The sequence below is a fragment of the Pseudomonas sp. GW821-FHT11G12 genome (assembly GCF_058808055.1).
In genome coordinates, this window is record NZ_JBXARH010000001.1 from 1,155,601 (window position 1) to 1,179,507 (window position 23,907).

21 protein-coding genes are annotated in these 23,907 nt (G+C 57.7%); 13 read left to right on the plus strand and 8 right to left on the minus strand.

The features are described from left to right. Window positions 1–95 precede the first annotated feature (95 nt). Genes AC1RR7_RS05250 through AC1RR7_RS05260 form a run of 3 tightly spaced genes read right to left on the minus strand, consistent with a single transcriptional unit; the run spans window position 96 to window position 3,502 of the window. Window positions 96–1,445 (minus strand): MmgE/PrpD family protein, encoded by a 1,350-nt coding sequence (locus AC1RR7_RS05250; RefSeq protein ID WP_493156456.1) that lies wholly within the window; start codon window positions 1,443–1,445, stop codon window positions 96–98. A 10-nt stretch (window positions 1,446–1,455) separates the two neighbouring features. Next, window positions 1,456–2,619: an acyl-CoA dehydrogenase family protein gene (locus AC1RR7_RS05255; RefSeq protein WP_493134765.1), complete on the minus strand. Its 1,164-nt coding sequence runs from the start codon at window positions 2,617–2,619 to the stop codon at window positions 1,456–1,458. A gap of 55 nt (window positions 2,620–2,674) precedes the next feature. Beyond that, a complete protein-coding gene (locus AC1RR7_RS05260; RefSeq protein WP_493133854.1) occupies window positions 2,675–3,502 on the minus strand; it encodes an HTD2 family dehydratase in 828 nt (275 codons plus the stop codon). Window positions 3,503–3,629: 127 nt separating this feature from the next. On the opposite strand from AC1RR7_RS05260, the gene AC1RR7_RS05265 reads away from it, so the two are divergent. The 5 genes from AC1RR7_RS05265 to AC1RR7_RS05285 all read left to right on the plus strand — a co-directional run bounded on the left by AC1RR7_RS05265 (window position 3,630) and on the right by AC1RR7_RS05285 (window position 9,906). Further along, the gene (locus AC1RR7_RS05265) at window positions 3,630–4,553 is read left to right on the plus strand and encodes a LysR family transcriptional regulator (RefSeq protein WP_493133856.1); all 924 of its coding nucleotides are present in this window, start codon (window positions 3,630–3,632) and stop codon (window positions 4,551–4,553) included. A gap of 372 nt (window positions 4,554–4,925) precedes the next feature. Beyond that, complete coding sequence (locus tag AC1RR7_RS05270) at window positions 4,926–5,237, plus strand: antibiotic biosynthesis monooxygenase family protein (RefSeq protein WP_493133858.1); 312 nt, start codon at window positions 4,926–4,928, stop codon at window positions 5,235–5,237. Next, on the plus strand, window positions 5,227–5,517 hold the full coding sequence (locus AC1RR7_RS05275) for a LysR family transcriptional regulator (RefSeq protein WP_493133860.1): 291 nt from the start codon (window positions 5,227–5,229) through the stop codon (window positions 5,515–5,517). Before AC1RR7_RS05270 ends, AC1RR7_RS05275 begins: the two co-directional genes overlap by 11 nt. Before the next feature lie 44 nt (window positions 5,518–5,561). Next, window positions 5,562–8,741 (plus strand): efflux RND transporter permease subunit, encoded by a 3,180-nt coding sequence (locus tag AC1RR7_RS05280; RefSeq protein ID WP_493156973.1) that lies wholly within the window; start codon window positions 5,562–5,564, stop codon window positions 8,739–8,741. Window position 8,742: 1 nt separating this feature from the next. Next, entirely contained in the window at window positions 8,743–9,906 is a 1,164-nt protein-coding gene (locus tag AC1RR7_RS05285) for an efflux RND transporter periplasmic adaptor subunit (protein WP_493133862.1), read from the plus strand. A 9-nt stretch (window positions 9,907–9,915) separates the two neighbouring features. On the opposite strand, the gene AC1RR7_RS05290 is transcribed toward AC1RR7_RS05285, so the two are convergent. After that, window positions 9,916–10,809 (minus strand): LysR family transcriptional regulator, encoded by an 894-nt coding sequence (locus tag AC1RR7_RS05290; protein ID WP_493133864.1) that lies wholly within the window; start codon window positions 10,807–10,809, stop codon window positions 9,916–9,918. A 199-nt stretch (window positions 10,810–11,008) separates the two neighbouring features. Here AC1RR7_RS05290 and AC1RR7_RS05295 point away from each other — a divergent pair, with 199 nt between their 5' ends. The 5 genes from AC1RR7_RS05295 to AC1RR7_RS05315 are packed head-to-tail and all read left to right on the plus strand — an operon-like array spanning window position 11,009 to window position 16,372. After that, entirely contained in the window at window positions 11,009–11,452 is a 444-nt protein-coding gene (locus AC1RR7_RS05295) for a (R)-mandelonitrile lyase (RefSeq protein ID WP_493134769.1), read from the plus strand. 53 nt (window positions 11,453–11,505) lie between these two features. Further along, on the plus strand, window positions 11,506–12,186 hold the full coding sequence (locus AC1RR7_RS05300) for a (2Fe-2S)-binding protein (RefSeq protein WP_493156460.1): 681 nt from the start codon (window positions 11,506–11,508) through the stop codon (window positions 12,184–12,186). Then, the gene (locus AC1RR7_RS05305; RefSeq protein WP_493156463.1) at window positions 12,186–13,169 is read left to right on the plus strand and encodes an FAD binding domain-containing protein; all 984 of its coding nucleotides are present in this window, start codon (window positions 12,186–12,188) and stop codon (window positions 13,167–13,169) included. Before AC1RR7_RS05300 ends, AC1RR7_RS05305 begins: the two co-directional genes overlap by 1 nt. A 12-nt stretch (window positions 13,170–13,181) precedes the next feature. Next, the gene (locus AC1RR7_RS05310) at window positions 13,182–15,392 is read left to right on the plus strand and encodes a xanthine dehydrogenase family protein molybdopterin-binding subunit (RefSeq protein WP_493156465.1); all 2,211 of its coding nucleotides are present in this window, start codon (window positions 13,182–13,184) and stop codon (window positions 15,390–15,392) included. Between the two features lie 11 nt (window positions 15,393–15,403). Then, window positions 15,404–16,372, plus strand: coding sequence for an XdhC family protein (locus AC1RR7_RS05315; protein WP_493156466.1), 969 nt, complete (start codon window positions 15,404–15,406; stop codon window positions 16,370–16,372). A 9-nt stretch (window positions 16,373–16,381) separates the two neighbouring features. Here AC1RR7_RS05315 and AC1RR7_RS05320 read toward each other — a convergent pair whose 3' ends face one another. Beyond that, window positions 16,382–17,161: a carboxymuconolactone decarboxylase family protein gene (locus AC1RR7_RS05320; RefSeq protein ID WP_493156468.1), complete on the minus strand. Its 780-nt coding sequence runs from the start codon at window positions 17,159–17,161 to the stop codon at window positions 16,382–16,384. A 77-nt stretch (window positions 17,162–17,238) separates the two neighbouring features. After that, window positions 17,239–18,297, minus strand: a complete 1,059-nt coding sequence (locus AC1RR7_RS05325; protein WP_493156469.1) for an NAD(P)-dependent alcohol dehydrogenase — start codon at window positions 18,295–18,297, stop codon at window positions 17,239–17,241. 197 nt (window positions 18,298–18,494) lie between these two features. Here AC1RR7_RS05325 and AC1RR7_RS05330 point away from each other — a divergent pair, with 197 nt between their 5' ends. Both AC1RR7_RS05330 and AC1RR7_RS05335 read left to right on the plus strand, forming a co-directional pair. After that, window positions 18,495–19,388: a LysR family transcriptional regulator gene (locus AC1RR7_RS05330; RefSeq protein ID WP_493133878.1), complete on the plus strand. Its 894-nt coding sequence runs from the start codon at window positions 18,495–18,497 to the stop codon at window positions 19,386–19,388. A gap of 107 nt (window positions 19,389–19,495) precedes the next feature. Then, a complete protein-coding gene (locus AC1RR7_RS05335; protein WP_493156471.1) occupies window positions 19,496–20,506 on the plus strand; it encodes an aldo/keto reductase in 1,011 nt (336 codons plus the stop codon). 47 nt (window positions 20,507–20,553) lie between these two features. Here AC1RR7_RS05335 and AC1RR7_RS05340 read toward each other — a convergent pair whose 3' ends face one another. Both AC1RR7_RS05340 and AC1RR7_RS05345 read right to left on the minus strand, forming a co-directional pair. Next, window positions 20,554–21,870, minus strand: a complete 1,317-nt coding sequence (locus tag AC1RR7_RS05340; protein ID WP_493133880.1) for a Bcr/CflA family multidrug efflux MFS transporter — start codon at window positions 21,868–21,870, stop codon at window positions 20,554–20,556. A 35-nt stretch (window positions 21,871–21,905) separates the two neighbouring features. Further along, window positions 21,906–22,889 carry an aldo/keto reductase gene (locus AC1RR7_RS05345; RefSeq protein ID WP_493133882.1) on the minus strand — a complete coding sequence of 328 codons (984 nt, stop codon included), beginning with the start codon at window positions 22,887–22,889 and terminating at the stop codon, window positions 21,906–21,908. Window positions 22,890–22,995: 106 nt separating this feature from the next. Between AC1RR7_RS05345 and AC1RR7_RS05350 the strand changes: the two genes are divergently transcribed. Next, window positions 22,996–23,898: a LysR family transcriptional regulator gene (locus tag AC1RR7_RS05350; protein WP_493156473.1), complete on the plus strand. Its 903-nt coding sequence runs from the start codon at window positions 22,996–22,998 to the stop codon at window positions 23,896–23,898. Window positions 23,899–23,907 lie beyond the last annotated feature (9 nt).

Genomic DNA, 23,907 nt, shown 5'->3' on the forward strand with positions numbered 1-23,907 from the left:
CCTCGGATGATGCCACACGTGTAGGAACTGCCTTAGGCGGCACGACCGATTTCCGGCCGATCACAGCCTATGGCAGCGCTTGCATGGGCTGTCTTCTAGTTCAGGTTATTCAGGGCGGTGGCATCGCGCAGCTGCCAGACCTGTTGTATCAAGGCTTTGCCCTGGTCAACTGTTCGCGCTCCCGAGAAGGCCAGAAGACGCTGGAATTTGTCTTCCAGTTCAGGCCTAGACAGAGTGTTGCCCGGATCGCCCTTGGGTTCGTCAATGGCTGCTGACAACGTGCGACCGTCTGTAGTGGTGACGATCACTCGCCCCAGCCAACGAGCCGGATAGGCGCCATCAACTTCGCTGTCGAGTTCCATGCTGACTTTTTCGCGAAACGCGGCCACAGCAGGGTCGGTCAGCGCCTGTTGCTCAAACTCGATTAATTGAGCGCTGCCATGTACAGCAATTAAACCCAGCACAGCGCCCATGGAAAACTTGGCCTGGTGCACGGTTTGTGGAACGACTACGCGACCTAGCACGTCGATGGCTGCTTGGTGAACAAGGGTTCTGACTTTGGCGATCTGCTCGTGATGCAGGTCTTCGCGTTGCATCAGGTGCAATAGGGCGTCGGCCGCAGGATGGGTGTGACGGCAAGACGCGTGGAATTTGAACGAGGTTTCAGCCAGTGCCCAACGCGTACCCAGGCGGTCAGATAACTTCTCAGGGACAGAGTCGCGGGACATTCCGGCGGCCAAACCTTGGTCACCTTCGAGAATATTGCGCGCGCCGGTCAGACCATCGAGAGTCATATACGCAGCGAGCAAGCCATCAGCCGCCGCCTTAGCCGTGTGCAGTTGTTTGGAGTCTGCTGCGTCGCGCAAAAACTCCCACAGCCCGGCAGCCTGAGTACCAGCGCTACCCAGCACATTGATAAATTTCTCTGTATCGAAATCAAGCAACTTACCAACGGCGACCGCTGCCGCCAGCGTGCCGACGGTGGCAGTGGTGTGAAATATCGTGTAATGCGAACGACCCAAGAATTCGCCGATGCGGATACCCGCTTCATAGCCGGCAACTGACGCCAGCAGCAAGTCGCGTCCGGACTTACCCAAGTCTTGAGCGGCCGCCAATACTGCAGGAAACACTACAGTGGCCGGGTGCAGCACCGAACTGTTGTGTAGATCATCCTGCTCAACTAAATGCGACGACGCAGCGTTCACGAATGCAGCGAAATACGCAGATGTCCCACGGCCGTTGACCAGGATTTTCGATGGGCCATTGCTAGGCCCCATACGCTGCGCATAACGCTCGAACAGCGGGATCGGGTGCGAGCCTTGGCTGGCCAGCGCAGAGCCAAGCCAGTCAAGAAACAGGTCTTCCGTCCGGTCGAGAACAGAGTTGGGAATGTCGTCGTATTTCAGCTTGGCCAGGAAACCGGCCAGGGCTTGGGTATGGCTCATTATTGCGTCCTCAGAAGCTGCGCGGCAGTTCGAGCAAGTGCTCGGCGACATACGAAAGAATCAGGTTGGTAGAGATCGGCGCGACTTGATAAAGGCGCGTTTCGCGGAACTTGCGCTCGACGTCGTATTCGCAAGCAAACCCAAAGCCACCGTGGGTTTGCAGGCAGGCGTTGGCCGCTTCCCAGGAGGCTTTCGCTGCCAGATACTTGGCCATGTTGGCGCTGGCTCCAGCGTTGATACCGCTGTCGTATTCCTCACAAGCACGCCAGCGCATCAGGTCGGCTGCTTCGATTTCGATGTGCGCTTCAGCGATGGGGAACTGCACGCCCTGGTTCTGCCCGATCGGACGCCCGAACACCACACGGTCGCGGGCATAAGCGCTGGCCTTTTCGATGAACCAACGACCGTCGCCAATGCACTCTGCGGCGATCAAGGTACGTTCGGCGTTCAGACCGTCGAGGATGTACCGGAAACCCTTGCCTTCTTCGCCAATCAAGCTACTGGCAGGGATCTCCAGGTTGTCGAAGAACAACTCGTTGGTCTCGTGGTTGACCATGTTGGCGATCGGTTGCACGGTGAGACCGTTACCAATGGCTTCGCGCAGATCGACCAGGAAGATCGACATGCCTTCGGACTTCTTCTTCACTTCTGCCAATGGTGTGGTACGCGCTAGCAGGATCATCAGATCGGAATGCTGAATGCGTGAGATCCATACCTTCTGCCCGTTGATCACGTACTTGTCGCCGCGCTTGATTGCGGTGGTCTTTATCTTGGTGGTATCGGTGCCGGTGGTGGGCTCGGTCACACCCATCGATTGCAGGCGCAGTTCACCGTTGGCCAGTTTTGGCAGGTAGTAGCTTTTCTGCGCCTCGCTGCCGTGACGCAGCAAGGTGAACATGTTGTACATCTGCCCGTGAACGGTACCGGAGTTACCACCGCAGCGATTCACTTCCTCGAGAATTACTGAAGCTTCTGCCAGCCCGAGACCAGATCCGCCGTATTCTGTCGGGATCATCGCCGCCAACCAACCGGCGTCGGTCAGGGCCTTGACGAAGGTTTCCGGGAAGCCTTTTTCTTCGTCGATTTTGCGCCAGTAGGCAGCATCAAATTCGGCGCACAAGGCGCGCACGCCTTCGCGGATGGCATTCAGTTCTTCGTTGTCATTCGGGTTCATCATTAGGTTCTCATGGGTCAGGCAAGGACACATTTTTAAAAACTGGACGACGGTGTTAGTCGAACAGGACTTCAGCGCTTTGAGCGATTCCGGCATGGTTGCCAGCCCACAGCTGTGCTTTTCCGGGCTCGACAATTCGCCCGCCCACGTTGAAAGGCTGAGGTGCGATCAGAGGACGGACACCGCGATAGGAAAGGCGGCGAAGACGCGCATCGGGATTGGCGCGTGAAAATGCACGCAGGTTCAGGGTGGCGATCATCGGCCCGTGGACTACCAGTCCGGCGTAACCTTCGGTTTCGGTGACATAGGGGTAGTCGTAGTGAATACGGTGGCCGTTGAAGGTCACGGCGGAGTAGCGAAAAAGCAGCGTCGGTGTTGGCTCGATGCTTTCGTTCCAGTCACCCTCATCAAGCGCATGGCCGCAACTTTCCTTGGGTGGATTCGGTTCGCGATAAACGATGTCCTGTTCTTCGCGGATCGCCAAACGACCGTCTTGGGAGTACTCGTGGCGCACGGTGACGAACAACAGCGCGCCGGTGCGACCTATCTTTTCTTCGATATGGGTGATGGTCGACAAGCGATGGGCGTCAGCGCCGACTCGCAGCGGTTCGATAAACTCGATACGGCCACCGGCCCACATGCGGTTGCGGTTGTCAGCCGGGGGCAAGAATCCGCCGCGTGCTGGATGACCGTCCGTGCCGAGTTGGGACTCCGCCACTGGCTCCTGAAAGAAACACCACTGCCAAAGCGGCGGTAGTGCTGCGCCGTTAGCTGGAGTGTCTTCACCAAAGGTAGCGGCGATGCGCTTGATCAGATTTCGGCTCAAATGATCCTGAGCTTCTTCGGTGCGCCCCAGCCAAGCAGTAAAATCTGTATCACCCATGCGGGATACCCTCGCCAGTTATTGTTCTGAGAGGGATCATGCAAGGCGTTTGGTATTCTGAGAATTTGCATTTCCGTATACCAGCGTTCATGTATGCTGAACGCTCAGTGTTTTTTTGGAAACGATCATGCACTTCGATCTGGCCGACTTGCGCTTGTTTATCCACATAGGCGAATCACCAAGCCTGACCCAGGGGGCTCGCCGAGCGTTCCTGTCACCGGCGGCGGCCAGTGCCCGTATCAAAGCGTTGGAGAATCAACTCGATACACGTTTGTTGTACCGGGACAGCCGGGGTGTCGAGTTGACCCCAGCCGGACAACGCTTGCTCAAACATGCACGACTGATCATGCGTCAGGTGGATTATCTGAAGTCCGAGTTCAGCACCAACGATGCCGACTCGGCTGGGCATATACGGATTTTTGCCAACACCACGGCAGTCACCGAATTCCTTCCGGAAGTGTTGGCTGGCTTTCTGGCGAAGCGGCCTGCGGTGACGGTTGACCTGCAAGAGCGTATGTCGCGGGATATCGTGCGAGGGGTATTGGACGGCAGCACTGATATGGGGATTATCGCTGGGCCGGTGGAAGCTACGGGGCTACAGGTGATGCATTTCAGTACCGATCGACTGGTGTTGGTGGTGCCTGCGGGACACGCGTTGGCTGGGCCGAAACCGGTGAAGTTGAAACAAACGCTGGCGTTCCAGCACATTGGTTTGCATGAAGGTACCACGCTACTGAGCTTTCTACGTGACCACGTGGAGCGGCTCGGGCAGAACCTGTCTTTACGGATTCAGGTGTCGAGTTTCGAGGCGATCTGCCGGATGGTTGAGGCCGGGGTGGGGATCGGGATTATTCCCGAGTCTGCTGCGCTTCGGCACAGTCGTACCATGGAGCTTGAGATTGTTGAACTTGATGAGCCTTGGGCGATTCGCGAACGAAGTATTTTGGTCAGGGAGCTGGATGCGTTGCCGGGGGCTGTTCGGGCGTTAATTGCGACACTGATGCCTGCGGTTGCGGAGGAGGAAGGACTAACGCCATCGGATCCATCGTGAATGAATCACGTGATCACCGATTTCTACCTGATTGGTGTCAAGTCCTGGCTGACAAAGTGATTTTGGTTTGAGTACAAAAGGGCCCGAGAGGGCCTTTTTTATTAGTGCAGCGTTCAACAGATTTGCTACGCCGGTAGCGCTCTGAGCTGTAGCGCACTTCCTCCCGGCAGCCGGCCCTATCTCCGAGGTGCACGGTCGGTATTGATTTCAAATTGTGTCTATCAATTGGAAGTTTCAGTTCCAATGTCACGAATTACGTGGCTTTGAGTCTATTCATGAGCTGAGCTCATAGGCATATGTTGACTGAGTGGCGTAGTCGCTTTACCTCGTCGCAGCTAGATTCGCGCTAAGCCTATTAAGCAGGATCAGCCGATGGCTATCGAATGCGTCAATACTATTGAAATACGTCTTTTCGAGACCGCTGAATCGACTTTCGAAGAAACCGCCAAGTCTTGCATCGGAACACTTCAAGATTCCGCTGGGTGTCTCGACTACACCCTGACTCGAAGCACGCGAGAGGCCGGTCTTTGGTGGCTCACCGGCTATTGGGACAGTGAATCCAAAATGACCCTATCGTACGAAAGCGTGCCCATGATGCAGTTGCTCAACTGCCTGGTCGAAGAGGGCGCAAGCCTGAATTTCTGGAGCTTTGTTCCCCAGACGGCCGTAACTCATGGCGATTAACGCGCAGATGCTGCACGGCATCGATCTGAATAGCTTGCTGACGTTTTTGCTGGTTTACCACGAGCACAGTGTCAGCCGCGCCGCTCTTCGTCTCGATATCAGCCAGCCAGCCGTCAGCAACACGCTGGCCAAACTACGGATCTACTTTCGTGATCCGCTGTTCATTCGAGACGCCGGAGCCCTGGTTCCAACGCGACGAGCTCGAACTATTGCTGACGAACTCACGCCAGCGTTCATGCACATCGAAGTTGCTCTGGGACACTTCCAGTCGAAGAGCTGAACTGAATTCAACTTTCGTCGATTAAGTCATCGGAGCCATCAGTGCTGATACGTACCGTGATGGTGGCCTTGCGCCGCCCCTATACATTTGTAGTGATGGCCTTGCTCGTTTTGATTGTTGGCCCTTTAACTGCTTTGCGTACACCGACCGATATTTTTCCGGAAATTCGGATACCGGTGATTGCCGTGGCCTGGCAGTACACGGGGTTACCGCCAGACCAGATGGCAGGGCGAATCTCTACAGTTTTTCAGCGCTTGCTAACCGCGTCGGTTAACGACATCGAGCACATAGAATCCAACACGTACCCGGGCGTGGGCGTCGTTAAGATCTTTTTCCAGCCGGGTGTAGATATTGCTGTTGCAAACGCGCAGATCACGGCCGCCTCGCAAGTCGCGTTGCGGCAGATGCCTGCTGGTATCCAGCCGCCTGTGATCCTCAACTACAACGCTGCCACTGTGCCGATTCTGCAACTGGCGCTTTCGGGTGAGGGCTTATCGGAGCAGCAACTCTTCGACCTGGGTATGAACACCGTTCGGACGCCCTTGATTACCGTGCCTGGTGTAGTGATGCCTCTGCCTTATGGTGGCAAGCAACGCCAAGTTCAGATTGACGTCAACCCTGAAGCGCTGCAGGCCCGTGGACTTTCGGCTCAGGATGTTTCTGCTGCGCTGGCTGCCCACAATATCCTGGTGCCGATTGGCACACAAAAGATCGGCGAGTTGGAATATACCCTGCTGCTCAATGGTGCTCCGTCGGCGATCGACGATCTGGGGTTGCTGCCGGTCAAAGTTGTTGACGGCAGCACGATCTATCTCCGAGACGTCGCCGATGTCCATGATGGCAATGCTCCGCAGACCAATATTGTCCACGTCGACGGAAGCCGTTCGGTGTTGATGTCGGTGCTCAAGAATGGATCGGCATCAACGCTGGCCATCGTTGATGGGATTCGAGCACAAATCGAAGCCCTCAAGCCAGGTTGGCCCGAGGCGCTGAATGTTCAACCCATCAATGACCAGTCGCTGTTCGTGCGTGCGGCAATCAAGGGTGTAGTCCTGGAAGGCGCTATCGCTGCTGTGCTAACGAGCGTGATGATTCTGCTGTTCCTCGGTAGCTGGCGGTCGACCCTGATCATTGCGGTGTCGATCCCACTGGCGATTTTGGGTTCGTTGATCATTCTGGCTGCCTTGGGTGAAACCCTCAATCTGATGACCCTCGGCGGTTTGGCGCTAGCCATCGGCATCCTGGTGGATGACGCAACGGTGACTATCGAGAACGTCAACTGGCACTTGGAGCAGGGCAAGGACGTCGAGACCTCGATATTGGACGGGGCACGCCAGATCGTTACGCCTGCTTTCGTGTCGCTGCTTTGCATCTGTATCGCGTTTGTTCCGATGTTCTTTCTCGAAGGCGTTTCGCGGTATCTGTTCGTACCGATGGCCGAAGCAGTGATCTTTGCCATGATCTGTTCCTTCATTCTGTCCAGGACGCTGGTACCGACCATGGCCAAGTACCTGCTGCAGCCGCATCAAGTACACCATGAGCCACAGCCGGTTTCACGGAACCCGCTGATACGCTTTCAAAGGGGTTTTGAGATCCGTTTCGACCGACTACGCCAGCGATATCAGCAAGTGCTCGAAAGTGCACTGCGCCGTCGCAAAGCATTCCTCCTGGGTTTCATGACGGTCGTGACACTGTCGTTCGGGTTGGTACCTTTTATTGGTAGCAACTTCTTCCCGACGGTGGATTCCGGACAAGTGCTGATGCATGTGCGGGTACCTGTGGGCACTCGCGTAGAGGAGACCGCCTCACGCTTCGCGCAGATAGAGGAGGCGATACGTAGCATCATCCCGGCCGATGAGATCACCACCTTGGTAGACAACATCGGCCTGCCACCGAGCAACATCAACCTGACCTACAACAATACTGGGGTCATGGGCTCCCAGGATGGCGATTTCCAGATCGCGTTGCGCACTGGCCATCAGCCCACGGCTGACTATGTGAAGAAGTTGCGTGAGGTTTTGCCTGAACGATTCCCGGACAGTACCTTTTCATTTCCTCCAGCGGACATCGTCAGTCAGATCCTCAACTTCGGTGCCCCTGCGCCTATCGACATTCAGATTCGGGGCAACAACGTAGAAGCGAACTTCGCCTATGCGCAGCAGTTGCTCAAGCGAATCCGCACTGTGCCGGGATTGGCCGATGCTCGCATCCTGCAATCGAACAAAGCGCCGGTATTCAATGTCGACCTGGATCGCACCCAGGCCCAGTTGCTGAACCTAACCACTCGCGATGTCACCAACAGCCTGGTCGTCAACCTGGCGGGGAGCAGCCAGGTAGCACCCACCTACTGGCTCAATCCCGTTAACGGGGTGAGCTATCCGATCGTGCTACAGACGCCACAGCCCAAACTGGATTCGTTAGCTGCCCTGGCCAACCTGCCTGTCGGCAACGGCAGTACCGTGAACGTCACGACGCTCGGGGCGGTAGCGGACTTTGAGCGAACGACCGGCAGCGGCATGGTCAGCCAGTACAACGTGCAACCGATGGTGCAAATCCATGCGGCTACCCAAGACCGTGACCTTGGCGCCGTCGCCAAGGACATCCGGCAGGTCATTGCGCAAATGACCAATGAGGTACCACGCGGCAGCACGGTTAACCTGATGGGGCAGGTGCAGACCATGGAGCGCGCGTTTTCCGGTCTGCTGTACGGCCTGCTCGGCGCCGTTGTGCTGATCTACCTGTTGATCGTCGTCAATTTTCAATCCTGGGTTGACCCGGCGGTGATCGTTTCCGGATTGTCCGTTGCTCTTGCGGGAATCGTCTGGATGCTCTTTGCCACCGGTACCACCTTGTCTGTGCCTGCGTTGACCGGGGCGATCATGTGCATGGGCGTGGCTACTGCCAACAGCGTGCTGGTGATCAGTTTCGCTCGCGAACGCCTGCAGGAGCTGGGTGATGCGACCGCAGCAGCGTTGGAAGCCGGCATCGCACGCTTACGACCAGTGCTTATGACCGCGTTGGCAATGATCCTCGGCATGCTGCCCATGGCATTGGGCATGGGCGAGGGGGGGGAGCAGAACGCCCCACTGGGCCGCGCAGTGATCGGCGGTCTGCTGTTCGCAACCGTCGCGACTTTGTTATTTGTTCCAGTGCTTTTCAGCCTGGCTCACCGCAACGATTTCCGTACTGAACCCAAGCAGCACCTTGTTTCTGGAGCAATCTGATATGCCTGTGAAAGCCCTCGCGAACTTCAGCACATCCGGCCGCTTTCTGTTCATCCTCGGGGCGGTAGCGACTGCCGGCGTGATTATCATCGTTGGGATTGTTAGCCGCCACTCGCAAGCTGGCCAGTTGGAACAGATTGCGGAGCGTAAACGGATCGCTACGGTCGCACTGGTCATGCCCAGCCTTGTGACGCCAGCTTCCCTGCAGCTTCCTGGGCGTATCGAAGCTTGGTCACGCGCGCCACTGTATGCGCGAGTCAGTGGCTACCTTAAGGGTTGGGACAAGGACATAGGGTCGCCGGTCAAGGCTGGTCAGCTTTTGGCCGAGATCGATGCCCCGGATCTAGACCAGCAATTGCGCCAGGCCCGCGCAGAGTTGGCCACGTCCCGCAGTGAAATGGCATTGGCCAGCACCACGGCCAAACGCTGGGAGCAGTTGCGTGAGAGCGAAGCCGTATCGCTTCAAGAAGTTGAGGAGCGCCTCGGCGATTTCGCCACCAAGCGATCTCAGGTCAACGAAGCTCAGGCCAATGTAGACCGGCTGCAGGCGCTGCAGCGTTACACCCGAATCGTGGCGCCATTTGATGGAGTAGTGACTGCCCGCAACACGGACGTTGGCGCATTGATAAACGTCGGTATGACAGCAGGAAGCGAATTGTTCGTCGTCTCCGATATGAGTCGGCTGCGCGTTTATGTCAGCGTCCCTCAGCGTCAACTTGCGTGGGTAAAAGTAGGTGGTCGCGCCAAGCTCAGCGTTCCCGAGCGTCCTGGAAAGACGTTCGATGCCACGGTGCAGTCGTTGGCCCAAGCGGTCGATGTGGGATCTGGGGCAATGCGCGTTCAACTCAGTGTTGAAAACGAGGGTAATGAACTGCTTCCAGGATCGTTCGCCACCGTGCAGTTTGAAGGTGTGCTTACACCCACTACGCTCAGTCTGCCACCTAGTGCACTGATCGTAAGTAAGAATGGCGTGCAGGTGGCGACGGTGGATGGAGCTGGAACAGTGCAGCTAAAGAAGGTCAGGGTGGCTCGCGACTACGGCACTTACCTTGAACTCGCCGATGGAGTTAGCCAGTCCGACCAGGTCATTGCCAATCCGCCTGACGGATTAAGTTCGGGTGACCAGGTGCGAATTGCCCAGGTAGAGGCCACTGCAGCGAAGTAGATAAATGCACTACTCCCGGTAACGCAAAGCCTCCACCAAAAGAGCAAATGCAGGGGACACCTGGCGCCTGTTTGGATAATAAAGGTGGAAGCCAGGGAACCGAGGGCTCCAATCCTCAAGCACGTGGATCAAGCGTCCCTCTGCAATGTAAGGAGCGGCAATGTCCGTGGGCACGTAACTCAGACCAAAGCCGTCTAGTGCAGCGTCCAGTAGATGATAAACGCCGTTGTACGTGATTTGCCCTGATACGCGAACCTTCAGAGTCTCGTTGTCTTTTTCGAATTCCCAGGCGTACAGACCACCATTTGTGGGTAGGCGCAGATTGTTGCATTGGTGCTGTACGAGATCACGAGGTGTCTGCGGCAGCGTGCGGGTAGCGAAATAAACGGGCGCCCCTACAACCGACATGCACAAGTCCGGGCCAATTCGAGTGGCAATCATGCCCTCGGCGACGTCTTCGCCGAGCCGGACGCCGGCATCGAAGCCTTGCGCTGCGATATCGACGAAGCTGTAGTCGCAGCAAACCTCCACTGAGATGTCGGGATACTCCGGTAAGAAATTTTTTAGCGCCGGACGTAGTACCAAGTCCAATGAATAGTCCATGGCGTTGATCCGGATCTTCCCGGTAGGGGTGTCTCGCAGATCACTGAGTAGCGCCAATTCGTACTCGATTTCCTCGAATCGTGGGCCAACCCTTTTGATCAGACGCTCGCCCGCTTCGGTGGGCGATACGCTGCGCGTGGTGCGGGTCAGCAGGCGCAGTCCCAATCGAGCTTCCAACGCCCGGACAGTATGGCTAAGGGCCGATTGCGATACGCCTAGTTTGGCTGCCGCCTTGGTGAAGCTGCGCTCCCGGGCTACCGCGAGAAAGGCAAGCAAGTCGTTAGCATTTTCCCGAAGCATTGATGAGCCCAGTTCATGAGGTTATGTGGATTCTACCTACTAATCACCTGTATCCGTAAAGGCTACATTCAAACGCTGCATCACCCACGCCAGGCTTCCCCCAATTCGAGGACATCCTATGTCTGCTGTTGGCTTTCCCGCACTCAGGGCACACAGACTGAAATATGCAACTTTGTTTCAAGTGATCGGCGTGGCGCTAATGCTTGTTGCATTCAGTGTTCGCGGTGAAGAGTTCTCATCAGTGACGGTCACCCCGGTGGGCTCTCAACCGTCCACTACAGGCCCTGCGGAATACTTCACAGGGAAGGCCCGAGTTGACTCACGGTTCCAGGGATCAAATGGTGCTCGCGTCAGCGGAGGTACCGTAACTTTTGAGCCTGGTGCTCGTACCGCATGGCACACCCATCCGTTGGGCCAGACGTTGATAGTCACTTCCGGTGTCGGCCTAGTGCAACAGGAGGGACAGGCAATTCATGTCATTCGCCCGGGCGACACGGTGTGGATTCCGCCTGGCGTCAAACACTGGCATGGCGCAACGCCCACAAATGGCATGAGTCATGTCGCAATCGCCGAGTTGCTCGAAGGCAGCGCGGTTCAATGGCTAGAGCAAGTGTCCGACGAAGACTACGCCAAGGCCTTTTGATTCACACCGCGCACCGCGTTCACCGCAGCGGCGACTGTTAAAGGTTGAACTTGATGACTGAGACTAAAGATTTAGACAAGCCCGAAGGTTCACCGGCTGCGGTGCTATCCGGCGTCACACCTTCACGACGTCACTTTCTGAAGTTTGGCGTTTCGGGAATCGCCGCAGCGACCGTGTCGACCTGGATCCCTGAAAGTGTGGTTGCTGCACAGTTGGCGCCACAAGTGATCGAAGACGAAGGCGCGCCCAAAGCGGGTGAGCAACGCATCCAACTGACGGTAAATGGGAAGTTGCACAAGCTCAACGTCCCGGCTAACGCGATATTGCTGGACGTCTTGCGCGACCGCCTGCAACTGACCGGCACCAAGAAGGGTTGCGATCACGGCCAGTGCGGCGCGTGCACCTTATTGGTCAACGGTGTCGCGATCAACTCCTGCCTTTCAATCGCCATGCAGCACGATGGAGACAGCATCACTACCATTGAAGGCTTGTCCCAGGGAGACGACCTGCACCCAGTACAGGAAGCCTTCTGGGATCACGATGCATATCAGTGCGGCTACTGCACTTCAGGCCAGATCATGAGCGCCGTGGCGCTGCTCAATGATCCAAACATCGGCACTGACGATGCCAGCGTCAAGGAGGCCATGAGCGGCAATATCTGTCGCTGCGGTGCCTACAAGAACATTCTCGCGGCGATTCAGTCGGCACGCGGGAAGATGGGAGGGGCGGTCTGATGCGTACTTTCGACTATGCCCGCGCGCAATCGCCTGCTCAGGCCATCAGTAGCCATGCCGCACCGGGCCTGCCGTTCTATCTGGCAGGCGGTACTACGTTGCTGGATCTGGTGAAGCTTGATGTCATGAAACCCGACCGGTTGGTGGATATCAATCACCTCACTCTCAAGCAAATCGAGCCGCTTGCTGATGGCCGCGTGCGCATTGGTGCGCTGGTTAGCAATACCGAACTAGCGAGCCATCCGCTGATCCGCGATCGCTATGCCGTGTTGTCTCAGGCGATTCTGGCCGGTGCCTCTACGCAGCTGCGCAATAAGGCCAGCACCGGGGGTAATGTCATGCAGCGAGTGCGCTGCAACTACTTTCGCGACGGTGTATCGCCCTGCAACAAGCGCCAGCCTGGATCCGGCTGTGCGGCTATCGGTGGTCACAACCGCAGCGTCCACGCCGTGCTAGGTACCAGCGAGCAATGCATCGCGACTCACCCTTCGGACATGTGCGTGGCGATGGTCGCCATCGGTGCGCAGGTGACAGTGCAGGGCCCGAATGGGGAACGCGAGATACCCTTCGGCGATTTCCACATGTTGCCGGGTCAGACGCCCTGGATCGAACATGCGCTCCAGCCCCATGAGCTCATCACTCATGTGACTTTGGATGCACCGCTGGCGAATAGTCGCTCGGCCTACCTGAAACTGCGTGACCGGGACTCCTATCAATTCGCCCTGGCGTCGAGTGCCGTCGTTGTTGTGATGGACGGCCAGCGCATTACTGATGCACGGATTGCCTTGGGCGGGGTGGGCACCAAGCCTTGGCGAGCCCTCGAAGCCGAGCGTGCCCTGGTCGGCCAGAAAGCCGATATTGGGCTGTTTACGCAGGTGGGGGAGCGCGCCATGCAGGGCGCCCGCGCTTACGAGCATAACGCGTTCAAGATCCCGCTCGGCCAACAGGTCGTGACTCGCAACCTTCGCGATCTGACAGCATAGGAGCGCACTCTGATGAGCCAGTCCATAATCGGCACCCCGTATAAGCGTATCGACGGCCGCCTTAAAGTCACGGGCGCAGCACGCTATGCTGCAGACCATCCCTTTCCAGACATGGCTTATGCCTACGGCGTCTACAGCACGATCGCCAATGGCCGGGTCGTGGCCATCGATGACACACGGGCACGCGCGATGCCGGGCGTGGTCGCCGTTCTGCACCACGGAAACTTCCCCGCGCTGCACCGCACACCTGATGTAGCCATGACCTTCAAGGACATTCTCAGCGCCGCCAAGGTCGACGAGCGCCGATTGCCTTTCGAGGATGACAAGGTCGCCTATCCGGGCCAGTTTGTAGCGTTAGTTGTGGCTGATACCTTCGAGCAGGCCCGAGCGGCATCGCATCAGGTCAAGGTGGAATATGCCGAAAGTCCGGCCATCACCAACCTCAAAGATGCACTGCGGCAAAAGGGTGCGCGCGAGGGAGGGCGCGGGCACAGCCGAGGCGATCCGGATGCAGCCTGGCAGAAGGCGGCCACGCGGCTGGATCAGACCTATACCACTCCGGTGGAAACCCACAGCCCGATGGAGATGCACGCCACTACGGCGTATTGGCGCGACGGCAAGCTGTATGTCTACGAGGGCACGCAGGGAGTCGTCAATCACCGCAACGTGCTGGGCAATGTCTTCGACCTGCCTTCAGACCGCGTTGAAGTGCATGCACCCTTCATCGGTTCCGGATTTGGCAGCAAACTGTGGCCGTGGCCTCACTCGATAGCAGCCTGCGCCGCCGCCAAGGTCGTGAAGCGTCCGGTGCAATTGATGCTGCCCCGGGCGCAGATGTTTACAACCGCAGGGCATCGTCCTGAAACCTTGCAGCGCATTCGCCTTGCCACTGATGGGGACGGCAAGTTGGTGTCTATTCGGCATGAGTCATTCAATAGCACTTCGACCACCGATGCCTACACCGAAGCATGCGGCGGCGTCACACGTAGCCTTTATTCTTGTCCGAACGTGCTGGTGAATCACAAGAACAGTCCGCTTAATCGAGGCACTCCCACATCAATGCGTGCACCTGGTGCCGCACCTGGCCTGTTTGCTCTGGAGTCGGCGATCGACGAATTGGCGCTGCTGCGTGGTGTTGATCCGCTGGTGTTTCGCAAGCTGAATCTGGCCACGCGAGACGAAAGCCTCAACCTGGAATGGTCGAGTAATCATCTCCCCGAAGCGATTGATACCGCCGCCGAACGATTTGGCTGGCACGCACGGAACGCAGCGGTCGGTTCAATGCGTGACGGTGATGAGGTCATTGGCTATGGCATGGGCGCCTGCAACTGGGAAGCCTTCCAGGTTCCCACCGACGCCCGCGTGATCATCCGCTCGGATGGCAGCGCCCTGGTGCAATGCGGTCAGCAGGATATCGGCACCGGCACCTATACAGTGGTGGCGCAGACCGTCGCTCAACTGACTGGCCTGCCGTTCGAGCGTATTGAGGTTGAGCTGGGCAGCTCCACGTTTCCGCCGGGCGCGTTGGCGGGTGGTTCGTGGGCCACTGCAAGTATCTTGCCGGCCATCGCAGGCGCCACCCGGGCTGCGCTCGCAAAGTTGCGGCAGCACGCTGTCATGGACGGTGGGCTACTGGTGGGTGGTGAGCCAGATAGCTTGACGGTGGAGGGTGGTCAATTAGTTAAGGATGGCCAGCGTGCAAGTTTTGCCGATGTACTTCGTCACAAGCGATTGGGCCGAGCCGAGGGGCACTTCCAGAGCGGAGCCAAGGGCGGAGACTTTTCCTATCGTTCCTTCGGCGCGCACTTTGTCGAGGTGCGTTGGGATCCAGGCATTTCGCGCCTGCGCGTAGCACGGGTAGTCAGTGCCATCGATGTGGGCAAGGTGGTTAACCCGCTGGCGGCGCGAAATCAGGTGGAAGGAGCGATCATCATGGGCGTGGGGATGGCGCTGTTCGAAGCGTCGGAGAATGACCCCAGCAGCGGTTTGCCGGTCAACAACAACTATGCCGAATACGTGGTGCCCGTGCATGGAGACTTGCCCGACATCGACGTGACTTTGCTCGACTATCCGGATTACAACCTCAGTGAGTTCGGTGCCCGAGGGATCGGTGAAATCGGCGTTACCGGCCTTGCAGCAGCGGTTGCCAATGCAGTCTACCACGCAACTGGAAAACGCATTCGCAGCTTGCCCATCACCAAGGAAAAGCTAATGACTATTTGAGGATCGATGCCATGAAACAGCTTGATCTTCAGGTCATTCAGCAGGCCCGAGCCTGGATCGCACAGGGCCAGCCTGTATGGCTTTGCACTGTCCTTGCCACCTTCGGCTCGGCGCCGCGCGGCCCTGGGGCGATGTTGGTCTGTCTGAGTTCTGGCGAGCATCGGGGCTCACTGTCTGGCGGGTGTGTCGAGGATGATTTTCTTGAGCGGGTCGCTAGTCAATTCTTCAGGCCGGTGAACCAAGTGGTTCGCTATGGCGAGGGAGGTCTGGCACCAAACTTGGCGTTGCCATGCGGTGGCGTTCTAGACGTGCTTGTGGAATATCTGGCTCCGACCAGCGATACCGACGCGCATCTTGCGGCCGTTGAGGCGGCTTTCGCTGGATCGGGCTTGATAACTCGTCAAGTGCTGCTGGGCACCGATCACCGTCGCATTGACCCTGGCAGCATGGATGTAGCGAGAGTCGAAGTCGGCGTGGAACAGATGGCAATTCGTATTGGCGCGGTGCAGCGTTTGCTGCTGGCCGGGCTTTCACCCGTCGCGGAGTTCTGCGCCAGCTTTGCCATTGCATTGGGCTATGAGGTGATTCTGTGCGAGCCACGGGAAGAACTGATTGCCGGCTTCACACTGTCGGGGGTTGAAGTACATGAGGTGCTGCCGGCGGTCTACATCGCCAATGGCGGATGCCATGCGTCAACAGCCGTGGTAGCTCTGACGCATGATCCGCGCCTGGACGACCTCACACTGCTTGAAGCAGTACGTACTCAGGCGTTCTACATTGGCGCGATGGGTTCGCAGCGCACAAGCAGTAAACGTTTTGAACGTCTGGCGCGGATTGGTGGTCTCGATGACGCGAGCCTGAAAAGGATCCATGCACCCATCGGCCTGCGCTTGGGCAGCAAGACCCCTGCAGAAATCGCCATGGCGGTGATGGCCGATATCCTGCGGGTGTCCAACGGTATACAGCGTCACGCGCTCTAGCTTTGAGTATCAGCCTTGCTTGCGTGAAGCTAATACGTCCTTGAGCACCGGCACCGCCGACATCGCCTTCGGCCAGCCAACGTAGAACGCCAAATGCGTCACCACCTCGGCGGCTTGGGCTTGGCTCAGGCCGTTGTCCATGGCTCGGTTGAGGTGGAACGGGAGCTGTGCCGCTTGGCCCTGGGCAATAAGAGCGGCGACGGTGACCAGGCTGCGGTCTCGGGCGTTGAGATTGCTTTGCCGCCAAAGGTCACCGAACAACACGTCATTGGTGTATCGAGCCAGCTCCGGCGCCACGCCTCCAACACCAGCCTCGACTGCGGCACGGCGTTTTACTTCACTCTCTGGATCAAGTGTCAGGGGAGCGCCCGCTGGTGGCGAAATCTGATCAGCTGGAATATGTCGCTCGCTGAATATCTGCTTGGCGACGCCGGCTGCAGACATCGCGTTAGGCCAGCCAGAGTAGAACGCCAAGTGGGTAATCAATGCGCTGATCTCACTTGGCTTGAGACCATTGTCGAGCCCCAGTTTGATGTGCCCTGTGAGTTGCGGGATCTGGCCGCTGGCGATCAGGGCAGACAAGGTAATCAGGCTGCGATCTCGCGGTATCAGCTCTGCACGTTTCCACACTTCGCCGAACAGCAGCTCGGTGGTGTATTTGTATAGCTGCGGGGTGATTTCCAGTACGTCGGGTGACGGCTTCGGATCGGGACGCGGCTGAGCTTGATCAGCGTCCACGGCGGCGGCGAAGAGGAGGGTGGCGAAGGTCGTAGCGGTGAGCAGTTTCATCGAGCGTTCCCATTGGAGTGTCGAAATGCTCGCGGGCCTGGATCCGTTGCCCGCGAACCTGAGGGTACGGCTGGCGATCAGGTTGGCGCAGGCGCTGGCAACGAACCCATATCGATGACAAAGCGATAGCGCACGTCGGCGCGCTCCATCCGGTCAAAGGCTTCGTTGATCTGATCCATACGGATCATTTCGCACTCAGGCAGGATGTTCTTCTCGGCGCACAGGTCGAGCATTTCCTGGGTTTCTTGAATGCCGCCGATGGGCGAGCCAGCAATGCGGCGCCGGCCGAGAATCATCGGCACGGTGTTCTGCTCTTCCATCGGCCCGACTTGGCCAACCATCACCAGGGTCGCATCGACATCGAGCAGCGATACATAACCATCGAGCTGATGCTTGACTGGCACCGTATCGATGATCAGATCGAAACTTGAAGCCGCAGCGGCCATGGCAGCGCTGTCGCTCGATGGCAGAAGGCATGTGGCACCCAAGGCCAGGGCATCGGCTTCCTTGTCCCGCGTGCGGCTGATAACCGTCACCTCGGCCCCCATTCCCACTGCCAGCTTGACGGCCATATGGCCCAGGCCGCCGAGACCGATTACGCCAACACGGCTGCCGGTAACGACGTTCCAGGTACGCAACGGGGAGTAAGTGGTGATACCCGCACACAGCAGCGGGGCGACCTTTGACAGGTCAAGACTTTCAGGGACGCGCAGCACAAACTCTTCACGCACCACCAGGTGCTTGGAGTAACCGCCGAAGGTGTTCTCACCGCTCAGACGATCCTTGCCGTTGTAGGTGTTGGTATTCCCCTCGCGACACAGTTGTTCTTCGCCTTTGCGGCATTGGTCGCACGTCATGCACGCATCGACCATGCAGCCGACGGCAACAGCGTCACCGACTTTGTAGCGGCTCACTTCATTTCCGATGGCGGTGACGCGGCCAACAATCTCGTGTCCGGGCATGGCAGGGTAGACCGTCCATCCCCAATCGTTACGAGCAGTATGAAGATCGGAGTGGCACACACCGCAGTAGAGCACTTCCATGGCAACGTCGTTGGGGCGTAGTTCGCGGCGATTGAACCGTAGGGGGGCGAGAGGGCTTTGTGGCGTTTGTGCGGCGTAACCGATGGTCTTCATTGCATACCTCGAACATTTGAAACGAATGAATAGACCAACCCATGGTAGGCAACTGAGATCCATTGATTAAGAGGCATAACCTGCATGGAGTTATGAGCCAGGATCATCAATAAGGTGGGAGGACTGGAGCGCTATGACATCTTCCAATTGATGTGAGATACGCTGTTCAGCAATCACTATATGAATGAGGTTCATGAATGGCGCGCGAAGGATACGGCGACCTTTTGGCATTTGTGGCTGTTGCGCGGGAACGCAGCTTCACACGCGCAGCCGCTCAGCTCGGCGTTTCGCAGTCGGCTCTGAGTCATACCATCCGCGCGCTGGAAGCCCGACTTGGCGTGCGTTTGCTGACGCGAACCACCAGAAGTGTGGCGCCTACTGAAGCCGGAGAGCAGCTGTTCAATAAGTTGGCCCCGCGCTTCGACGAGATCGAGGCCGACCTTGCCGAAGTGGTCGAGCTGCGGGATTCGCCTCGCGGCACGCTTCGTATTTCGGCCACGGACTATGCCGCCAACGCGGTGCTGTGGCCGCGTCTGGCGGATTTCATGCCGCGCTATCCAGATATCAAGATTGAAATCATGACCGACTACGGGCTGACCGATATCGTTGCAGAGCGTTATGACATTGGCGTGCGCCTGGGGAACCAAGTTGCCCAGGACATGATTGCCGTTCGAATCGGCCCCGACTTACGCATGGCGATGGTCGCCTCACCGGCGTATCTGAAAGTGCATTCAGCGCCGCAGTTACCGGAAGATCTGGCAGCTCACAACTGCATCAACCTAAGGCTCCCCACTCATGGGGGTTGCTACCCATGGGAACTGGCTAACGGTGACCGCGAGTTACAGCTTCGGGTGCAGGGGCAACTGACCTTCAATGGCACATACCCGATGCTCGCGGCTGCGTTGGACGGGTGCGGTGTGGCTTATCTGCCTGAGGATCTGGTTAAAGAGTACGTTGCAGCCGGCCGCCTTTGTTGGGTGCTGGAGAAGTGGTTTCCGACCTTCCCGGGCTTGCACATCTACTACCCGAGCCGGCGGCAGTCTTCACGGGCACTTGCTCTTGTAGTGGATGCACTGCGTTACAAGGCGTAAATCATTCATGAGTTAGTCTCATGGCCGTATCCCTTTTTTGCACCTTAATCACCAATACGAATGGGTCTAGGATCAATTCATCTTTTAAACGCCTTTGAGGGTTAATGATGAATTACCGTTATCTGGGCCGCAGCGCCCTGAAAGTATCGCCTTTGTGCCTGGGTGCCATGATGTTCGGCGGCGAGACCGATGAAGCTACCAGTAAGCGCATCATCGACAAGGCGGGTGCCGCAGGCATCAATTTCATCGACACTGCTGATGCTTATCACGCTGGACGTTCCGAAGAGGTGGTGGGCCGCTCCATTGCGGCTCAGCGTGACAACTGGGTCGTGGCGACCAAGTTCGGCTATCCGTCGTCGGCCGATGCAGGCCCGAATCAACAAGGGCAGTCGCGCAAGTGGATCATGCAGAATGTCGAAGCCAGCCTGAAGCGCGTGGGCACCGACTATATCGACATCCTGTATTTCCATCGCACTTTGAGTGATGCGCCGATGGAAGAAGGCCTGCGCGCAATCGACGACCTGATTCGCCAAGGCAAGATCCGCTATTACGGGGTTTCCAATTTCCACGGTTGGAAAATCGCCGAGATGGTGCGCATTGCCGATGCGTTGGGGATCCAGCGGCCAACCGTCAGCCAACCTTTGTACAACATCGTCAATCGCATCGCCGAGGTCGAGCAACTGCCCGTTGCAGGCAACTACGGAATCGGGGTTGTCCCTTACAGCCCGCTCGCCCGTGGCGTTCTCAGCGGTAAGTATGCCGTGGACGCGCCACCACCGGCTGACACAAGAGCAGGGCGCGGTGACAAGCGTATCCAGCAGACTGAATGGCGTCCCGAGTCTTTGAAGATCGCGCAGACCATCGCCCAGCATGCGGCTGATCGCGGCATCACTTCAGCTGCCTTTGCCATCGCTTGGGTATTGAAGAATCAGCTGATTAGCGCGGCTATTGCAGGCCCTCGTACCGAGGCGCATTGGGACAGCTATTTGGAAGCTCTGGGGCTGGAACTAGGGCCGGATGACGAAAAACTGGTCGACAGCCTGGTTGTGCCGGGCCATGCATCGACCCACGGCTTCACTGATCCGGGCTACCCGGTCGAAGGGCGTAAAGTGAGCTGAACCGATTGGGGGTAGGGCAGGCAGCGTAGTGGCTGCCTGCCCTGGTTCTAACGCTCTGTAGCTGTCTCATCACCTTGGGTTTCGATGTCCTCTTCAGGTTTCGATTTAACCACCCAGAACGCACACACCATACTGGCTACTCCGAACAATGCGATCACTGTCGCCATGGGCTTCGGGGTACCATCTGCCAGTACGCCGACCAAGCCCGACCCGAGTATCCCCGTTCCGTACTGCAGCGCCCCAATCAATGCAGAAACTGCCCCAGCTATATGGGGAAAACTGTCCAGCGCACTGACGATCGAGTTGGCGACGATTAAGCCCGCTGCTGCGACGAACACGAACAGCGGCGCGACTAATCCCGCCAGCCCGCCAGTGCCGCTCCATGCGTCGATTACCAGCCAGAAGCTCGACAGAGCGGCAATCAGGGCTCCGAGTCGCATCAATCGATCAGTACCTACTTGCCTGACTAGCCTGGCGTTGAGTTGGTTAGCCAGCATGATCCCCACGATACCCACACCGAACAGGATCCCGTAGGTCTGCGGGGATACGTGGTAGTAATCGATGTAAGCGAAAGGCGTTCCCGCGATGTAGGCATACATTCCCCCGTAGAAGAATCCACCGGCTGAGGCATAACCTAGAACGCGGCGATCGGTCAGCAGTTTTCCGTATCGGCGAAAGGCCCCCCAGAGTGGGGCGTGATTGCGGCGTTCGAAAGGAAGGGTTTCCGGAAGCGTATACACGGCAACGAGCGTCCCGCCGCCAAACACCGCCAGCGCCCAGAAAATCAGATGCCAGGAGCCTAATTTAAGAATTATCCCGCCAATGCTCGGGCCCAGTAGCGGGGCCACGGCCATGACTGTCATCAGGGTCGACAGCATTTGCGCAGCCCGGTGCCCTTCATAAAGATCGCGGATCATTGCACGGGCTAGCACCACACTTGCGCATGCGCCCACCGCCTGTACCGCACGCCAGCCAATCATCATTGGCGCCGTCGTCGACAGGCCGCAGCCGGCGGAACCCGCAATAAACAGCAGCAACCCCAACGCGACTGGCAGCCGCCGTCCGTATCGGTCGCCGACCGGCCCCCATAATAACTGGCCTAGGCTAAAGCCGATCAGGTAGCCGGAAATCGTAAGCTCTAACTGGCCCGTGTTAGCGTGCAGCGACTTAGCCATGGCGGGCATGGCAGGCAGGTAGAGATCGGTTGAGATGGAAGCAAAGGCCATCAAGGCACTGAGGGTCGCCAGAATCCATAGGCTTTGTTTGTCGGACGGCTGAGCTGTCTCCATGTGGCGTTCTGTCGGTGGCATGGTCAGCGATACTCTTGAAATCGGGTTGAATAAAACAAGACCGCCGACGCCCATCTACGGGCGCCGGCGGTTGGCTGGGGCGGTGGAAGTTAGCGGTTAACGTTCTTCTGCAAATGAGCAGGGTAGCGATCACCCACGACCTTGATCTGCTCAAGTGCCGTAGCGATGGAAACAAGATCGGCCTTGTTCAGGAGGAGGTTGGCTGCACCGATGTTCTCTTCCAGTCGATTCAACTTGGTGGTACCTGGAATGGGTACGATCCAAGGCTTTTGCGCCAACAGCCAAGCCAAGGCAACCTGCGCTCGTGTTGCGCCTTTACCGTCGGCGATCTGACCGAGCACCTCGACCAATTTCGCATTGGCCTTGCGGTTTTCTTCGGTGAAGCGCGGAACCACATTGCGGAAGTCGTCGTCCGCGAATTTGGTGTCGGCGTCGATGGTTCCGGTCAGAAAGCCTTTGCCCAGCGGGCTGAATGGAACGAAGCCGATTCCGAGCTCTTCCAGCACCGGCAAAATTTGCTCTTCAGGCTCGCGCCACCATAACGAATACTCACTTTGTAGGGCGGCAACAGGAAGCACGGCGTGCGCGCGGCGGATTGCATCTGGCCCCGCTTCTGACATCCCGAAGTGCAGAACTTTGCCTTCCTCGACCAGTAGCTTCACGGCACCCACAACGTCTTCAATCGGCACCTGAGGATCAATGCGGTGCTGGTAGAGCAGCTCGATGCGGTCGGTTTTGAGCCGCTTCAGCGAGGCCTCGACCACCGCTTTTATGGTGTCGGGGCGACTATCGAGACCTTCACCAGGAACTCCATTTTTGAAGCCAAACTTGGTCGCGATGACGACTTGATCCCGGATCGAGGCCAATGCTTCGCCTAACAGTTCCTCGTTGGTGTAAGGCCCATAAGCCTCTGCACTGTCGAAGAAGTTGACGCCCTTGTCGAAAGCATTACGGATCAGAGAAATTGCTGCGTTACGCTCCAAGGCGGGGCCATACGCGAAGCTCAGGCCCATGCAGCCCAAGCCAATGGAGGACACTTCCAAACCGCTTTTGCCTAGCTGACGTTTCTGCATGTTTCGTCTCCTTCGCAAAGTTGTGGCTGACAGGTACACTTTAAATTCCTGTGCCTAATTCAACAATTGGCGCACCGTTTCATGGGGAGTTGAGGAGAATTCACTAATGATCCGTGCCGGCCTTCCGGAATTAACTGCTTTTGTAGCCATCGCAGAACAACGTAGCTTCAGCGGCGCTGCCAGGATGTTAGGTGTTTCGGCCTCGGCACTGAGCCATTCAATGCGCGGGCTTGAATCGCGCCTTGAACTTCGCTTGTTCAATCGGACAACCCGCTCAGTCGCCTTGACCGAGGCGGGGGAGCAACTTTTCTTGCGAGTGCAGCCACTGTTGGGCGAACTCGAATGTGCGGTCAACGACGTCACGTCAGAGCGCAATACCCCTTCAGGCCTGATACGACTGAGTGCATCCGAATCGTCATTCAAACTTTTGATCCGTCACGTCATGCCTCAATTTCTCCAGGACAATCCGCAGATCCATATCGAGTGCGTGGCTGAAAGCCGCTTGGTCGATATCGTTGCCGATGGGTTCGATGCGGGCATTCGGCTGTTTGACGATGTTCCGCGCGACATGATCGCGGTGCGCTTCGGCCCCGATGTGCGATTTGCTGCAGTGGCTTCGCCCGAGTACCTGAGTCGGCATCCGGCGCCCATGGCACCACACGACCTCAAGGCTCATCGATGCATCCGGTTTCGCTTTGCCAGCGGCACGCTGTTTCGTTGGGATCTCGATCATCTGGGCAGATCAGCCAGCATCGATGTCGACGGGCCCATGACCATGGATAACATCAACCTGATGATAGAGTCTGCTTTGGCCGGCATTGGTATTGCGTGGGTACCTGAGCATCAGGCCGAGGAACATTTGCAGGCCGGGCGCCTAGTCCATCTGCTGCCTGACTGGGGCCCTTACTATGCCGGCGCATGTCTCTACTACCCAGCTAATCGGCACCCGCCTATGGCCTTGCGGATGTTCGCGGAAGCGGTGCGCGAGTGGGCACGCCAGCAAGAATGAAACCACTCC

Coding starts and splice junctions, on each gene's coding strand:
- AC1RR7_RS05250 (WP_493156456.1), bottom strand. CDS start 1,445: ATGAGCCATACCCAAGCCCTGGCCGGTTTCCTGGCCAAGCTGAAATAC.
- AC1RR7_RS05255 (WP_493134765.1), bottom strand. CDS start 2,619: ATGAACCCGAATGACAACGAAGAACTGAATGCCATCCGCGAAGGCGTG.
- AC1RR7_RS05260 (WP_493133854.1), bottom strand. CDS start 3,502: ATGGGTGATACAGATTTTACTGCTTGGCTGGGGCGCACCGAAGAAGCT.
- AC1RR7_RS05265 (WP_493133856.1), top strand. CDS start 3,630: ATGCACTTCGATCTGGCCGACTTGCGCTTGTTTATCCACATAGGCGAA.
- AC1RR7_RS05270 (WP_493133858.1), top strand. CDS start 4,926: ATGGCTATCGAATGCGTCAATACTATTGAAATACGTCTTTTCGAGACC.
- AC1RR7_RS05275 (WP_493133860.1), top strand. CDS start 5,227: ATGGCGATTAACGCGCAGATGCTGCACGGCATCGATCTGAATAGCTTG.
- AC1RR7_RS05285 (WP_493133862.1), top strand. CDS start 8,743: ATGCCTGTGAAAGCCCTCGCGAACTTCAGCACATCCGGCCGCTTTCTG.
- AC1RR7_RS05290 (WP_493133864.1), bottom strand. CDS start 10,809: ATGCTTCGGGAAAATGCTAACGACTTGCTTGCCTTTCTCGCGGTAGCC.
- AC1RR7_RS05295 (WP_493134769.1), top strand. CDS start 11,009: ATGCTTGTTGCATTCAGTGTTCGCGGTGAAGAGTTCTCATCAGTGACG.
- AC1RR7_RS05300 (WP_493156460.1), top strand. CDS start 11,506: ATGACTGAGACTAAAGATTTAGACAAGCCCGAAGGTTCACCGGCTGCG.
- AC1RR7_RS05305 (WP_493156463.1), top strand. CDS start 12,186: ATGCGTACTTTCGACTATGCCCGCGCGCAATCGCCTGCTCAGGCCATC.
- AC1RR7_RS05310 (WP_493156465.1), top strand. CDS start 13,182: ATGAGCCAGTCCATAATCGGCACCCCGTATAAGCGTATCGACGGCCGC.
- AC1RR7_RS05315 (WP_493156466.1), top strand. CDS start 15,404: ATGAAACAGCTTGATCTTCAGGTCATTCAGCAGGCCCGAGCCTGGATC.
- AC1RR7_RS05320 (WP_493156468.1), bottom strand. CDS start 17,161: ATGAAACTGCTCACCGCTACGACCTTCGCCACCCTCCTCTTCGCCGCC.
- AC1RR7_RS05325 (WP_493156469.1), bottom strand. CDS start 18,297: ATGAAGACCATCGGTTACGCCGCACAAACGCCACAAAGCCCTCTCGCC.
- AC1RR7_RS05330 (WP_493133878.1), top strand. CDS start 18,495: ATGGCGCGCGAAGGATACGGCGACCTTTTGGCATTTGTGGCTGTTGCG.
- AC1RR7_RS05335 (WP_493156471.1), top strand. CDS start 19,496: ATGAATTACCGTTATCTGGGCCGCAGCGCCCTGAAAGTATCGCCTTTG.
- AC1RR7_RS05340 (WP_493133880.1), bottom strand. CDS start 21,870: ATGGGCGTCGGCGGTCTTGTTTTATTCAACCCGATTTCAAGAGTATCG.
- AC1RR7_RS05345 (WP_493133882.1), bottom strand. CDS start 22,889: ATGCAGAAACGTCAGCTAGGCAAAAGCGGTTTGGAAGTGTCCTCCATT.
- AC1RR7_RS05350 (WP_493156473.1), top strand. CDS start 22,996: ATGATCCGTGCCGGCCTTCCGGAATTAACTGCTTTTGTAGCCATCGCA.